Annotated in this window: 11 protein-coding genes; 8 read left to right on the top strand and 3 right to left on the bottom strand. The window is 61.8% G+C overall.

What is annotated here, in order from left to right; all coding sequences use genetic code 11:
• Nucleotides 1-89 precede the first annotated feature (89 nt).
• Nucleotides 90-1,175 (top strand): AbrB family transcriptional regulator, encoded by a 1,086-nt coding sequence (locus ABMA59_RS00575; RefSeq protein WP_349003347.1) that lies wholly within the window; start codon nt 90-92, stop codon nt 1,173-1,175.
• Here ABMA59_RS00575 and ABMA59_RS00570 read toward each other — a convergent pair.
• A complete protein-coding gene (locus tag ABMA59_RS00570) occupies nt 1,172-2,212 on the bottom strand; it encodes a phosphatidylglycerol lysyltransferase domain-containing protein (protein WP_349003910.1) in 1,041 nt (346 codons plus the stop codon). The two genes, ABMA59_RS00575 and ABMA59_RS00570, sit on opposite strands and share 4 nt — an antisense overlap.
• A gap of 679 nt (nt 2,213-2,891) precedes the next feature.
• On the opposite strand from ABMA59_RS00570, the gene ABMA59_RS00565 reads away from it, so the two are divergent.
• From ABMA59_RS00565 to ABMA59_RS00555, 3 genes are all read left to right on the top strand, one after another.
• The gene (locus ABMA59_RS00565; RefSeq protein ID WP_349003346.1) at nt 2,892-3,680 is read left to right on the top strand and encodes a BRO-N domain-containing protein; all 789 of its coding nucleotides are present in this window, start codon (nt 2,892-2,894) and stop codon (nt 3,678-3,680) included.
• 402 nt (nt 3,681-4,082) lie between these two features.
• Nucleotides 4,083-5,753, top strand: a complete 1,671-nt coding sequence (leuA, locus tag ABMA59_RS00560) for a 2-isopropylmalate synthase (protein ID WP_349003909.1) — start codon at nt 4,083-4,085, stop codon at nt 5,751-5,753.
• Between the two features lie 132 nt (nt 5,754-5,885).
• A complete protein-coding gene (locus tag ABMA59_RS00555) occupies nt 5,886-6,626 on the top strand; it encodes a hypothetical protein (protein WP_349003345.1) in 741 nt (246 codons plus the stop codon).
• Here ABMA59_RS00555 and ABMA59_RS00550 read toward each other — a convergent pair.
• Entirely contained in the window at nt 6,610-7,569 is a 960-nt protein-coding gene (locus ABMA59_RS00550) for a metallophosphoesterase family protein (RefSeq protein WP_349003344.1), read from the bottom strand. The genes ABMA59_RS00555 and ABMA59_RS00550 overlap by 17 nt on opposite strands.
• Nucleotides 7,570-7,619: 50 nt before the next feature.
• Between ABMA59_RS00550 and ABMA59_RS00545 the strand changes: the two genes are divergently transcribed.
• The 3 genes from ABMA59_RS00545 (at nt 7,620) to ABMA59_RS00535 (ending at nt 11,616) form a co-directional block, all read left to right on the top strand.
• Nucleotides 7,620-8,117 carry an NUDIX domain-containing protein gene (locus ABMA59_RS00545; RefSeq protein WP_349003343.1) on the top strand — a complete coding sequence of 166 codons (498 nt, stop codon included), beginning with the start codon at nt 7,620-7,622 and terminating at the stop codon, nt 8,115-8,117.
• A gap of 282 nt (nt 8,118-8,399) precedes the next feature.
• Nucleotides 8,400-9,557 carry a helix-turn-helix transcriptional regulator gene (locus ABMA59_RS00540; protein ID WP_349003342.1) on the top strand — a complete coding sequence of 386 codons (1,158 nt, stop codon included), beginning with the start codon at nt 8,400-8,402 and terminating at the stop codon, nt 9,555-9,557.
• A gap of 367 nt (nt 9,558-9,924) precedes the next feature.
• A complete protein-coding gene (locus ABMA59_RS00535; RefSeq protein WP_349003341.1) occupies nt 9,925-11,616 on the top strand; it encodes a beta strand repeat-containing protein in 1,692 nt (563 codons plus the stop codon).
• Between the two features lie 145 nt (nt 11,617-11,761).
• On the opposite strand, the gene ABMA59_RS00530 is transcribed toward ABMA59_RS00535, so the two are convergent.
• Nucleotides 11,762-12,742 carry a glutathione S-transferase family protein gene (locus tag ABMA59_RS00530; protein ID WP_349003340.1) on the bottom strand — a complete coding sequence of 327 codons (981 nt, stop codon included), beginning with the start codon at nt 12,740-12,742 and terminating at the stop codon, nt 11,762-11,764.
• 283 nt (nt 12,743-13,025) lie between these two features.
• Between ABMA59_RS00530 and ABMA59_RS00525 the strand changes: the two genes are divergently transcribed.
• Entirely contained in the window at nt 13,026-13,580 is a 555-nt protein-coding gene (locus ABMA59_RS00525) for a GNAT family N-acetyltransferase (protein ID WP_349003339.1), read from the top strand.
• Nucleotides 13,581-13,630 lie beyond the last annotated feature (50 nt).

Below are 13,630 nucleotides of genomic sequence, written 5' to 3'. Positions count from 1 at the left end.
TTACCGCTTCGTCACGCCGCACGAGAGACAGGCATAAAACAGAGATTGTGGGGCTGACAGCAACGGAAGGCTAGGTCTAGAAGGGACGCATGGCCTCCCCGCCCGCGCCGTCTCCCGGACCGTTCGCCAAACTGCCGCAGCCCTTGCAGTGGCTGCTGCTGATCATCTTTGCGGCAGCGCTCGGCGTCGCGCTCGAAACCGTCGACTTTCCAGCCGCGCTGCTGATCGGGCCGATGCTGGTCGCCATCGCGGCGGGCACCGGCGGGGCGACGATCCGCGTGCCGCGTCCGCTGTTCGGCCTCGGTCAGGCGGTCGTCGGCTGCCTGGTCGCCTCCTCGATCCAGGTCGAGGTTTTTTCCTCCTTCGCCAGTGACTGGCCGATCATCCTGGTCTCAGTTCTGTCGACGATCGTTGCCTCCAGCTTCCTTGGCTGGTCGATCAGCCGCCTGCGCATCCTGCCCGGATCGACAGCCGTCTGGGGCTCTGCGCCGGGCGGTGCTACGGCCATGGTGCTGATGGCCGAAGCGTTCGGCGCCGATGCAAGGCTCGTCGCCTTCATGCAGTATCTCAGGGTGGTGATGGTGACGCTGGCCGCCGCCTTCGTGGCGCGGCTGTGGGTCGACCCGTCGGCGATGGTCACGCCGGAGCATCCCTGGTTCCCGCCGCTCGACTGGCCAGCCTTCGCGGCAACCGTTCTTGTGGCGGCCGTTGCCGGCAGGATCGGAAAACTGCTGCGCCTGCCCTCGCCCTATTTCATCGGTGCGGCGCTGATCGCACTCGCGCTGCATCTCGGCGCCGGCGTTCCCTTCCAGATTCCCGAATGGCTGAAGGCCGCGAGCTACATCGTGGTCGGCTGTTCCATCGGCCTGAATTTTACGCGCGCCGTCGTGTGGAATGCGCTGCGCGTGCTGCCGCAGGTCATGCTGTCCATCCTCCTGCTCATGGGATTTTGCGGTGCAATCGCCTGGCTTCTCAGCCATGAACTCGGCATCGACCCGCTGACGGCCTATCTCGCAACCAGCCCCGGCGGACTTGATTCCGTGGCCATCATTGCCACCGCCGCAAGCAACGTGAACCTGTCGCTGGTCATGGCCCTGCAATCGGCGCGGCTGGTCTTCGTGCTGCTCTTCGGACCCGCGCTGGTGCGTTTCGTCGCCCGCGGGATAAAACCTTAGAACGCCTTGCTGAGCCTGAGGATAGCCAGCATCTGGAAAGGCGAGAGGCGGCGGAAGGCGATGTAGACCGGCTCCTCGTCGCCGTGAAAACGCCGCTTGAACGCCGCTTGGCCTTCGACGTTGAAGATGCGCCGGTTGATCCAGGACGAGCGGTAGAAACGCTGCATGGATGAAAGCATGAGCCGGCTTTCCGGAAATCCGCTTTCAGCCAGTCCGGCGAGCGGCGACAGGCCGAGCGTGATGAATTTGCGGCCCTCGTCGCGCAAGCGGTCGGCGGCGAATTTGGTGAGGCCGATCTCGGCATGCGACGTGATGCCCGGCAGCTTGCGCTTGAACGAGGTGGTGTAGCCGGCAAGTTCGCCATTCTCGACCATCGGGTCGAAATCGAGGATGGCGACCGGCTGCTTTTGCGGGTCGAGCAGCATGAAGCGCCGCATGCCCTTGCCGAGTTGCGAGCGAAACGGGCGGTTCAAGAACCGCATCTCGCGGTGGCTGACGATGCGCTGCGCCCGCCAGGCATCGGAAAGCTGCTTGATCTCGGCGGCATGGACGCCGCCGCCGTCGTCCTCGACGATCGAAAATCCGTTCTTGAACAGCCAGCGCTCGGAATAGCGCACGGTCTCGTTGCGGCTGCCCGCAAAGGTCTTGGGCGTCAGCATCAGCCGCGTGTCGATGCCCATGCGGTTGACCTTGTAGCCAAGGTCCGACAGCACGCGGGCGCTGGCCTCGCCGATCTGCACGAAGCACGGATCGCGCGCCTTGTCGACGAACCGCCGGACGAGGTCCGCCCGCTCGGCAGGAGCCGCGACCGGATCGGCCAGCGCCACGGCGCTGCCCATCTTGCGGCCGAAGGCGAGGTAGCCGGAGGCGCCGCCGAAATAGAAAAGGTCGTCCTGCACGGCGGTCGAGTAGGCAAGCGAGAAATCGCCGTGCCGGCCGACCAGCGCCAGCCGCTCGTCCGGAGTCAGCGCGGCCGTCGGGATCGCCGCGGTGCGGCGCTCCACCAGGGCGTCAAAACTTTTTCGCAAGGAGGGCAAGGCTCGCTCGGGGCTTTTTCTCAAAATGGCGGCCATGCCGCGCGCCGCTGGATAGTCCGATGGAGCGCGGACATCAAGCCGGCGCGTCCCACGTTGCCCGTTGGGGTAGTGGGTCAGTTTGAAATTTCAGCCCGCTCCTGTCGCGATCCTAGCGAAACTCCTATATGCTCTTTTGTGGTGGCAGAGGGGAAGGCCAGCCCCATATGGGGTTCCAGAGGCTCACGCTGACCGCGCCCAGGGACTTGGGCACCGGGTGAGAAAAAGGCGGCTCACTCCTTGCCTCTGCCGCCACAGATTTCCAACTGACCCTCTACCAGAAAAAAGCCCCGGTCGAATGACCGGCCCGCATCGCGAAATGCCGCTCGCACACGATTGTTTGCATACAAACGATTTTTTGAGCCGATTATTTCTGCCAGTTGGTGTTCTGCGAAAAAAAGTTGCAACCACGCCTTGTCAGTAGGTGTCGGCAGACCTACCTAATCGCAGTTTCTCCGAAATGTCGGGAAAATGGAGCGGCCCGGTCGATGTTAGCAGCATCGCCGGGCCAAGTAGAAGCCACCTAGCGGCGGCGCGTGATCACGTTCCGGTACATGTGGGAAATCTTGCTCACATGTCAAGGGCTTTTCCCGCGCACCGCATAACGACATGCAGAAAGGTTTATGTCGTAATGCAATACGTGATGAAAGTTTTTGAAGACCACGAACACGACCGATTCCGCGTCATTGATCGAAATGGCGAGCCCTGGTTCATCCTCAATGAGGTGTGCGCAAAGCTTGGCATCGCCAATCCGAGCGATGCGGCGAGCCGTCTAGACGCGGATGAAAAATCGGCCCTCGGCATTGCCGACCCCCACGGGCGCGTCCAGAGGACCACCATCATCAGTGAATCTGGACTTTACAGCGTAATTATTCGTAGTCGCGTTCCGAAGGCAAAGGCGTTTCAGAAGTGGGTAACGTCGGAAGTTTTGCCCTCAATTCGGAAGACCGGCAGCTATGGTGCAAAGGTTCCTGCATTTATTCGTCGCTACAACGAGAATTGGGATCGCGTAGACGCAGGACATTTTTCGGTTTTGAACGAGCTGGTTGTCCATCTTTGGGGCCGACTTGAGAACGCAGGCCGTATTATGGCAGACAAGGCACCAGACGGAAAAGAGAACCGACCAGACGTGAGCGTTGGACGATGTTTCTCAGACTGGCTTAAAGAAAATCATCCCACCGTTTCTACAGCCTTTAGTTACTACATACACAAAACTCCGGAGTGGGAGGGTGAGGTTCGGCAGTATCCCTTTTCTGTGCTTCCTCTCTTCCGAGAATATTTGGATACGGTGTGGATTCCTACGCGAGCTCCCGACTATTTGCGCTCCCGTGACCCGGCGGCTCTCCCGTATCTCCAAAAGCTGCTCCCTTCAGCGGGCAAGCCTAAAATTGGGATGATGCGCCCGCCGGCTAAGAAAGCCTTTGGGCGTTGATCTTTTTTTGGGAGCGGCGGGCGCTCAGCCTGTTGCTCCCAACTCAATTTTCAACTGACCTACTACCGCCTTTCCGATCCCCTTGCCTCCGCCTGCCGCCTGCTGTATCAACCCGCGCATGAACTCGCCCGTGAACAGCGCAGCCCATCGCCGAGACGCCTTTGCGTCGGCGACCTTGCGCGCGCTGTCTTCCGCGATCCTGCTTCTCGGCCTTATCGGCGACCGCCGGGCTCGCTAGAGGAGCGCCCGGCGGTCGTTCGACCGCCGAAGGCGGCGCCTGCTCCTTGCCAGTCGCACTCCAGTCAGCAAACTGTTTTAGACGCTTCGCCGGGCACCGCCCGCGCCTGAAGCGCAGAGAGAAGCAAGATGAACCAGACCACCCGCATCCGCCCCGCGCACGGCATGCCGCAATCGGCGGTGAAGTACGAACCCTATCCGCTGGTCGACATGCCCGACCGCACCTGGCCGTCGAAACGCATCGACAAGGCGCCGATCTGGTGCTCGGTCGACCTGCGCGACGGCAACCAGGCGCTGATCGACCCGATGGGCCAGGAGCGCAAGGCGCGCATGTTCCAGCTCCTGCTCGACATGGGGTTCAAGGAGATCGAGATCGGTTTCCCCTCGGCCTCGCAGACCGATTTCGACTTCGCCCGCTGGTGCATCGAGGAAGGCAACGTGCCGGACGACGTGTCGCTCCAGGTGCTGGTGCAGTGCCGGCCGGAGCTGATCACCCGCACTTTCGAGGCCTTACAGGGTGCGAAGAACCCGATCGTGCATTTCTACAACTCGACCAGCGAGTTGCAGCGCCGCGTGGTCTTCCAAAAGGACGTCGCCGGCATCAAGCAGATCGCCACCGACGCGGCAAAGATGATCGCAGACATGGCAGCCAAGGCTGGCGGCGGTTATCGCTTCGAATATTCGCCGGAGAGTTTTACCGGCACGGAGCTCGAGGTGGCGCTGGAGATCTGCAACGAAGTCACCGAGATCATCAGGCCGACGCCGGAAAACAAACTGATCCTCAACCTGCCGTCGACCGTCGAGATGTCGACGCCCAACATCTATGCCGATCGCATCGAATGGATGTGCCGCAATCTCGACAACCGTGAAAACATCATCGTCTCGCTGCACCCGCATAACGACCGCGGCACCGGCATCGCCACCACCGAACTCGGCCTGATGGCCGGCGCCGACCGCGTCGAGGGCACGCTGTTCGGCAATGGCGAGCGCACCGGCAATGTCGACATAGTCACGCTGGCGCTCAACATGTACACGCAGGGCGTCGATCCCCAACTGGACTGCTCCGACATCACCCGCATGAGGGACGTCTACGAGTACTCGAACCAGTTGAAGATCGGCGAACGGCACCCCTATGTCGGCGAACTGGTCTACACCGCCTTCTCCGGCTCGCATCAGGACGCCATCAACAAGGGCATGAAAGCGCTGAAGACCGCCAACAAGCCGCTGTGGGAGGTGCCCTACCTGCCGATCGACCCTCAGGACGTCGGCCGCACCTACGAGGCGATCATCCGCATCAATTCGCAGTCGGGCAAGGGGGGCATCGCCTATGTGCTGCAGGCCGACTATGGGCTCAACCTGCCGCGCAACCTGCAGGTCGAGTTCTCCAAGGACATCCAGGCGATCACCGATGCCGAGGGCAAGGAGCTGTCGTCGAAACGCATCTACGAGCGTTTCCGTGAGGTCTATATCGACCAGCCCGACGGCCGCCTGAAATTCGTCGACCACCAGACTTTTCCCGATACGGCGGCAAAAGGCCGGCGCATCGTCGAGGCGACCATCTTAGACAATGACAGGGAAATCACCATCAAGGGCAGTGGCAACGGGCCGGTCGACGGTTTCGTCGACGCGCTTTCGCGCCATGTCGGCGTGGAGGTCTCGGTGCGCGACTATTCCGAGCACTCGATCCAGCACGGCTCGAATGCGGCGGCGATCAGCTATGTCGAGATGGAATATCCCGGCGGCGTGATTTTCGGCGCCGGCATCAACACCAACATCGTCGCCGCTTCGCTCGAGGCCGTGGTGTCGGCCGTCAACCGAATTGTCGGCGGGAAATAGCGGCAGCCGGGGTGGGCGGCATGCCGCCGCTTACCCCTTTTGTTCAAAGTTCATTTGCCGGTATGATCCGCCTCGATACTGGCCAGGCCGCCCGTTTGTGTTAACTATGGGTTAACGGGCCGGAGTCGGACGATGAGTGAAATGGCCGAGAAGCAGGCCTCGCTCGCCCACCAGCGCAAGCTGGCGGAGGCGATCAGCGCGGCCAAGAACGCGGCGGCGGACCGCGAGGACGTGGTGGTCGAGTTGCGCGAGGCCACCCTCACCCGGCTGCAACTGCTGGCGGCCGAGCTTGCCCCCGTCTTCAACGAGGTGCCCTCGGACATCGACATTTTTGACTTCGCCATATCGTCGGGCCTGCAGCCCAGGCTGTGGATCGACGCGGTCAGCCACGTCGCGATGGGGCGCGACCGCCGCACCTATCGTTTCGTCAAGGACACCCGCAACGGCCGCGTGGTGCTGGCCGAATCGCACAAGATGGATGAGGTCGGCGACCGTGTGACGCGTTATGTCGCCGAGCGGATCGTCGAACGCGAGCGCATGCTGGAAGGCGAAATCGCCCCGGCGGTCGAAACCGCCCGGCCGCGCCCGTTCGAACCGGTTGCCAGGCCGACTGCCGAGCCAACGCGCGAACCGGCAGCGAAGCACGTCACGGAACCCGCGCCCAGACCGGCGGCCAGGCGTCCGTTCAGGCGCACGCCGAAACTTTCGGCCTCGCTGCTGAACGCACCGGCACCGGGCAAGGCCGCGCCCCCGCGAAAAAGCATCTGGCGGCGCCTGCTCTCCGAATTGTCGATCCTGTTTGCCGGGCTGCTGTTCGGCCTTGTCGCCGCGGTCGTCCTATTCTGGGACCGGCTGGTCAACCTGCTTCCGTAGCTTCGGGCGGCGTCGCTTTTTCGTAAGGCGCCGGCGCCTTGCGCGGCGAGCCGAGGTCGAACGTCCCGACATCGGAAATCGTGCCTGGTGCCGTCAGGCCGCGCCGTGTCAGGCCGATATGCCAGTGGCCGGGCTCGCCGGAAATCTCGAACAGATTGTATTGCGCCGCCGGATGATGGCCGCCCAATCCCTGCCCCGCCGCCGCCACGCCGACCACCGGCACCGGTTTTTTGCGCTCGCCGATCCAGAACAGCGTCGGAAGATGCGAGTGGCCGTGCAGCACGAGATCGGCGCCGTGCCGGATAACCGTCTGGTGGAAATTGGAGATGCCGAACAGGCGCTTGTGCTGCGGCACGGCGGCGCGCACCGGCGGATGGTGGATCATGATCAGCCTGAAAAGCTTCCGCTTTCCCGTTTCATCGAGGATTTTTCCCAGCCGCGCCGCCTGTTCCTCCCGGAAAAACCCGTTGGCCATGAACGGCGCAGTGGCCCGCGCAGTCGAGACGCCGATCAGCGCCACGTTGCCGCGCACGCGCAGATAGGGAAAGGTCAGCCGGCCGAGCGGCCCGCGAAAATTGTCGCCGCGCATCCACGGCGCCCATAACTCGCAGACCTTGTTGAAAGCGCCGGGCACATAGGCGTCGTGGTTGCCGGGAACCACCGACACGTCCTCCGGCCTGCCCAGCGTCTCCAGCCACAGCCGCGCCAGTTCCAGCTCGGCGTCGAGCGCCAGATTGACGAGATCGCCGGTGACGGCGAGGTGATCGGCCTTTTCCGCCCCGATCGCTTCGACGATCGAGCCGAGCGTGCCCTGGGTCAGCAGTTTTTGGCGGTTGCGCCGCCAGTTGACGTAGCCCAGCACCCGCTTGGAAGCGAGTTCCCGGTAGGATATGTCGGGCAGCGGCCCCAGATGAACGTCGGAAATATGCGCGAGCCTGAGCATCGATCCTACTTACGGTACGGCCACAGCGCTTTCCAGCCTCGGGCATGCCGATGACGCCCGACCGCGACAAAAGGTTCCGCCAGACCGGCTGGCCGGGGCTTCGCGCCATCCTCTTCCACAAATATTTCCTGCTGCGCCGGGCGATGACGGTGGGTGTGCGCGGCATGGTGTTCGACCGCGAGGCCAACGCCGTCTTCCTCATCCGCCACACCTACGTGCCCGGGTGGCAGTTTCCGGGCGGCGGCGTCGAACTCGGCGAGACCTGCGAACAGGCGCTGGCGCGGGAGTTTTCGGAGGAAGGCAATATTTCCTTCACCGCCCCGCCGCTGCTGAAATCCATCCACCTGAACCGCGTCGCCACCCGCCGCGACCACGTCGCCTTCTACCTCATCGAGAGTTTTGCGCAGGACCGCCCGAAACAGCCCGACCGCGAGATCGCCGAAGCCGGCTTCTTCGCGCTCGACGCCCTGCCGGAGGAGACGACGCCGGCGACACGAAGGCGGATCGCGGAGGTGTTTGGAGGGGAGATGGCGTCGGCGTATTGGTAGGAGAGAAGCGACCGTCTGGCTGCAGGGTCAACCAGCCAGGTTTGGCTGGCTTTGCCACCAGATGGTCAACGTTACTCCGCAACGGCACCAATCTCCGCCACGCTTCGGAAGTCCCTGGCCGCGAGTTCTTTCCTTAACTTACCCACTAAGGGTGATTGTGACTACGCGCCACTATACCGCAAAAGGCAGAAGGCATGACTATGCATTCGGCTGGCAAATCCGACCCGAAATGATAATAGTAAATGCTGACTATTCGGAACGCCGCGTGGAAATACTGAAACGATGGGGAAACAGGCTTTCGATCTTTATGGCGAAGAGCGCGTCGCGGCCATACGGGCGGATGTTGCCGAAGCGATCGACGCGGCTTTGTTCGGAAATGCATCGTGGGACGAGGTGCCGGCAGCTTTAAGCCGGGCTTTTCCGGGGTCCTTTGGCGCCTTCTGGAATATCAATTTCGGAGAGAGCCGGGTCGACATGTTTTCCAGCCACAATGTCGATCCGGACTTTGTGAGATCATACGTCGACCATTTCGCATACATCAATCCATGGTCCGCGTACTGGGCGTCCGCAACCAGCGGAGCGGCCGTTCTTTCGGAGAATGTTCTCCCCGCACGCATGATCGCCGACACCGAGTTCTACAACGATTGGCTTCACCCTCAGAAGGATGTCGACGCCGGGGCCGGGATGAAACTCGTCGGCGACCGGGGAGAGAACATACAGTTCCTGACGAATTTCCCTCTTTCCATGTCAGAAACCTACGGCAGGGCGACGGTCGCGATCTTGGCGGGTGTTCGCGGAAACCTGCAGCGCGCCGTCAGTTTGGCGCGCCTCATGCGCGCCGATGCCGAGGGAGCCATGGTCCGCGCGGCGCTCGTCGAGCGCGTTCGAGGCGCGGCCTTCGTCGTCGAAGGCAATCGGCAGCTACGCGAAGCGAACCAGATGGCTGTCGAATTGTTTGCATCCGGACGGTCGGTGACCGCTCGAAACGGGCGCTGCGCCATGATCGACAAGACCGCGGATGCCCGTTTCGGCTTCGCCATCGACAGGCTTTCGAGGGGAATCCCCATAGATGGCTCACACATTTCCTTCCGGACTTCCACGGGCGCCTGGCGGGTGACGATGGCCGCCCTTCCGGCGGCTCCCGTATGGAGAGGCGTCCTGTCGCTGCTTCCGCCCAAACGGCTGGTTCTGGTCCTTGTCACCGACGTCGGCCGGCCCACCGCCGCGACCGGCCTTTCCGTGCTGTCCGCCATGTTCGGCCTGACTCCCGCGGAGGTCACTTTTTGCAGCAGGCTCATGCTCGGGGAATCGGTTTCAGATGCCGCCGACAGGCTTGGCATCTCGCTGGAAACCGCCAGGACGCGGCTGAAAACCATTTTCCAGAAAACGGACACGTCGCGGCAGGGGCAATTGATGCTGCTGTTGTCGAGGTTGCTGTAGATCGCAGCCGCTGACGCATAAGCGGCCAACCTTCAAACCAACGCATCGTCGTCCACCTCCCATTTGGGAGTTGTCGGCGCTTGTGTCATATAATACTCTTCTGAATTGGAAATTTCAGCTACCAACTAAAAATATACTAGGTGAATTCGTCAGAGGGGGGACACTAATGACATTCAGTACAGTTAGCGGAAATTCTAGCTTCATCCTGGATGGGGTTAGCGATTTTATTTTAGGAGGCCAGAAATATACTTGGTCCAATCTAGTTGAGGTGTTCGGCTCAGGGGTTGGCCTATCATATACCGTGACAGCAACATTGTCGGGTTCGAATTGGATAATCGGCAGGCTCTGGTTTGCATCCGAATCAAACATGAAGGTTGTCATTAATGACACGGTCGCCGCTCCCGGGCGCATCATAGACAGCATCGTGTTGGCCAACAAAGGGATAAGTGAGGTTAAACTCAACGGAACGCATATCTACACACTCATGGCGGACGAGGGCGCGGATCAAGTTACACTTGGCGTTGGGGGCGCCAATTTCGTTAATCTGGCTGAAGGCCAAAACACCTTCACCACCGGATCAGGTTTTGTCCACACATACGTGGGCGGCAGCGGGATTGACACGCTGAACATTGGTTCGGGCGGCATCGGCCAAATCGATCTCGGCCATGGCAACAACAGCGTCAAGGGAAGCGGCGGCATCTCGATGCTTGAAGGCGGGGACGGTAACGATACCATCAATCTTTCTGGCGGTGCAGGATCAATCCTTTTAGGCGGCGGCAACAATACCTTCACATCCGGAGCAGGTTATGTTCAATCGGTTTCCACGCATGACGGGAACGATACAGTCACGGTTGGCAGCGGCGGGGTCGGTTCGCTACGACTGGATGGTGGCACGAATAAAGTGACCACGGCCGGCTATCTGGGCAATTATGTCGGCTCCGACGGCGTCGATGTGCTCACGCTCAATGCCGATGCGGGGACGATCGACGTCGGACGTGGAAACAATATCGTAAAGGCCACCGGTTTTATTGGATCCCTGGTGGGTGGCGACGGAAACGACACTGTGACGACTGGTGCGACCGATCTAGGTGCAATTCGACTTGGGAGTGGGAACAACACGCTGACAACCTCCACTGGTTACGTTGACACCATTACGGCTTACTCCGGGAACGACACGATCAAATTAGGAAGTGGCGGTGCATATTCGATTACGGTAAGCGGCGGCAACGATACCGTTATACTGTCTCCTCTGCTTGGGAATTATCACGTCTATATTCATGGTGGCCTGGGAGTTGATCTGATCAGTTTCGCCAATTTCACACAGAAAGTCACTGCGTCACTTGCCACGACCGCCGCAGCGGACACAGGAGTCGGTAAGTTTATTTTTGCCGTCTTCGAAAACCTCACGGGTGGAGCAGCCAGCGACATCCTCACCGGCGATGCAGGCGCCAACGTCCTCGATGGTGGTGCGAGTTCCGACACGCTCATCGGCGGCGATGGGGGCGACAAGCTTGTGGGTGGCAGCGGCACCGACACGGCGAGCTATGCCGGCGCGACGGCGGGCGTCACCGCCAGTCTGCTCAATCCCGCGGCCAACAAAGGTTTCGCCGCCGGCGACACCTATTCCAGCATAGAATCCCTCACCGGCTCCAGTTTCGCCGACATTCTGATCGGTGACGGCGGCAACAACACGATCGCGGGCAGCGGCGGCAACGACACGCTCACCGGCGGAGCAGGAAACGATAATTTCCGGTTCAATGGCGCAGCACCCAAGACCGGCACCAACACCGATACGGTCACCGACTTCAACGCTGCCGCCGACACGATCCAGCTCGATGATGCCGTGTTCAAGGCGCTGCCGGCCGGTGCGTTGGCCGCCGCAGCTTTCCGGGCGAACACCACCGGTGTTGCCGGCGATGCCAGCGATCGCATCATCTACGAGACCGACACCGGAAAGCTGTTCTACGACGCCGACGGCAATGCGGCAGGTGCCAGCATCCATTTCGCCACGCTGACCGGCGCGCCGACGATCACGGCGGCGGATTTCTTCGTGTTCTGAGCGGATCGGCCAAGCTCGCGGAAAGAGGCACCAAGCGACCCGGAGCCGTCTTCGATTGCAGACAAAAAAGGAACGGCGGCCAAGCGATCTGCCGGCCGCGCGTCATGCCAGCGCACCCTGTCTCAAGCGGTGAGGACACCCGCCATCAGCCGAACCGCGCCCGATCATGCGGCGCGGCATAGTCGATCTCGGGCCCGACCGGCACGATGCGGGTCGGGTTGATGGTGGTGTGGCTGCCGTAATAATGCGACTTGATGTGGTGCATGTTGACCGTGCCGGCCACGCCGGGCACCTGGTAAAGGTCGCGCAGATAATTGGAAAGATTGGGATAATCGGCGATGCGCCGCAGATTGCACTTGAAGTGGCCGACATAGACCGGGTCGAACCGAGCCAGCGTGGTGAACAGCCGCCAGTCGGCTTCGGTGATTTTTTCGCCCACCAGATAGCGCTGACCCGACAGTCTTTTTTCCAGCGTGTCGAGCGCTGAAAAAAGCTCGCCAAAAGCTTCCTCGTAGGCCTCCTGCGTGGTGGCGAAGCCGGCGCGGTAGACGCCGTTGTTGATGGCGGGATAGACCAGCGCGTTGATTGCATCGATCTCTGCCTGCAACGGCTCCGGATAGAAATCGACGGAGGCGTCGCCCCATTCGTCGAAGGCCGAGTTCAGCATCCGGATGATTTCGGACGACTCGTTGGAGACGATGGTCTGCTCCTTGCGGTCCCACAGCACGGGCACGGTCACCCGGCCGGAATAATGCGAGTCGGCTTTGGTGTAGATCTGGTGGAGAAAATCGAGGCCGTAGAGGTCGTCGCCGGTCGCGCCATCCTCGGCCAGAAACGTCCAGCCGTCCTTGCCCATGAAATGGTGGACGACCGAAACCGAAATCATGTCCTCAAGCTTCTTCAGCACGCGGAAAATCAGCGTCCGGTGCGCCCAGGGGCAGGCATAGGAGACGTAGAGATGGTAACGCCCCGGCTCGGCCCGGAAACCGCGCGTGCGGCCTGGCGCCGGCTTGCCGTCGGCGTTGACCCAGTCGCGCCAGGGCGCCTCGGAACGCACGAAGCGCCCGCCGGTCTCCTTTGTCGAGTACCAGACATCCTGCCACTTGCCGTCGACCAATTGTCCCATCGGCGTTTTCTCCGCACCGTGCCTCGTTCCGAGAACTTAGGGCTTGCCGGCCGAAAGCAAAACCGCCGATGCGTGAACGCAGCGTCGCCGGTGCGCGCCCATCAGAAAACACCTCTGGTCCGGTAGACGCGGCGGCGATTTGGTGATAGCGGCGTTGCTCATGGTGAGATGCACGCATATCCGGTTCGAACGACGACGATGAGCGCCGGCGCTTGAAGCGCTGACTTGCGACGCTGCCCTGCGGCAGCACCTCTTCATCCATATAGACCGGACGCCGCACACCATGATCCCCGCTGACGTGATCTTCATGCCGGAAACCCCGGCGCATGATGCTGAAATCGACCATATCAACGAAGAAGCCTTCGGGCCTGGACGCTTCGCGCGCGCCGCCTACAAGATCCGCGAAGGCGGGCCGCACGAGCGTCGGCTTTCCTTCGTCGCCCTGCATGAAGGCGAGGTCATCGCCTCCTGCCGGCTGACGCGCATTGCCGCGGGCCAAGGCCGCGCGCTGCTGCTCGGGCCGCTCGCCGTCCGTCCCGCTCACAAGAATCTCGGCATCGGCAGAAAACTGGTGGCGATCTCGGTCGAGGCGGCCCGCAAGGCCGGCGCCGATGCCGTGCTGCTGGTCGGCGACGAGCCCTATTACGGCCCGCTGGGATTCAAGCGCATTGCACGCGGCCAGCTTTCCATGCCCCGGCCGGTCGACCTCGACCGCATCCTGGTCCACGAACTGACGCCCGGCGCGGCCGAGCGCATCAAGGGCGAAGTTTGCCACGAGGATCAGTCGAAGGCGCTCCCGCCGGAAATTGCAACAGAGCCGATGCGCAAAGCAGGTTGACACCCCGGCGCGAACGGCACGCTGGTTGCGTCGTCGCGCTTCCGTTCATA

Origin of the sequence: Mesorhizobium yinganensis, assembly GCF_040081985.1 — a bacterium.
Classification (GTDB): Bacteria; Pseudomonadota; Alphaproteobacteria; order Rhizobiales; family Rhizobiaceae; genus Kumtagia; species Kumtagia yinganensis.
Note: the sequence above shows the minus strand (reverse complement) of the source record. Positions and strands in the feature narration are given on the sequence as shown.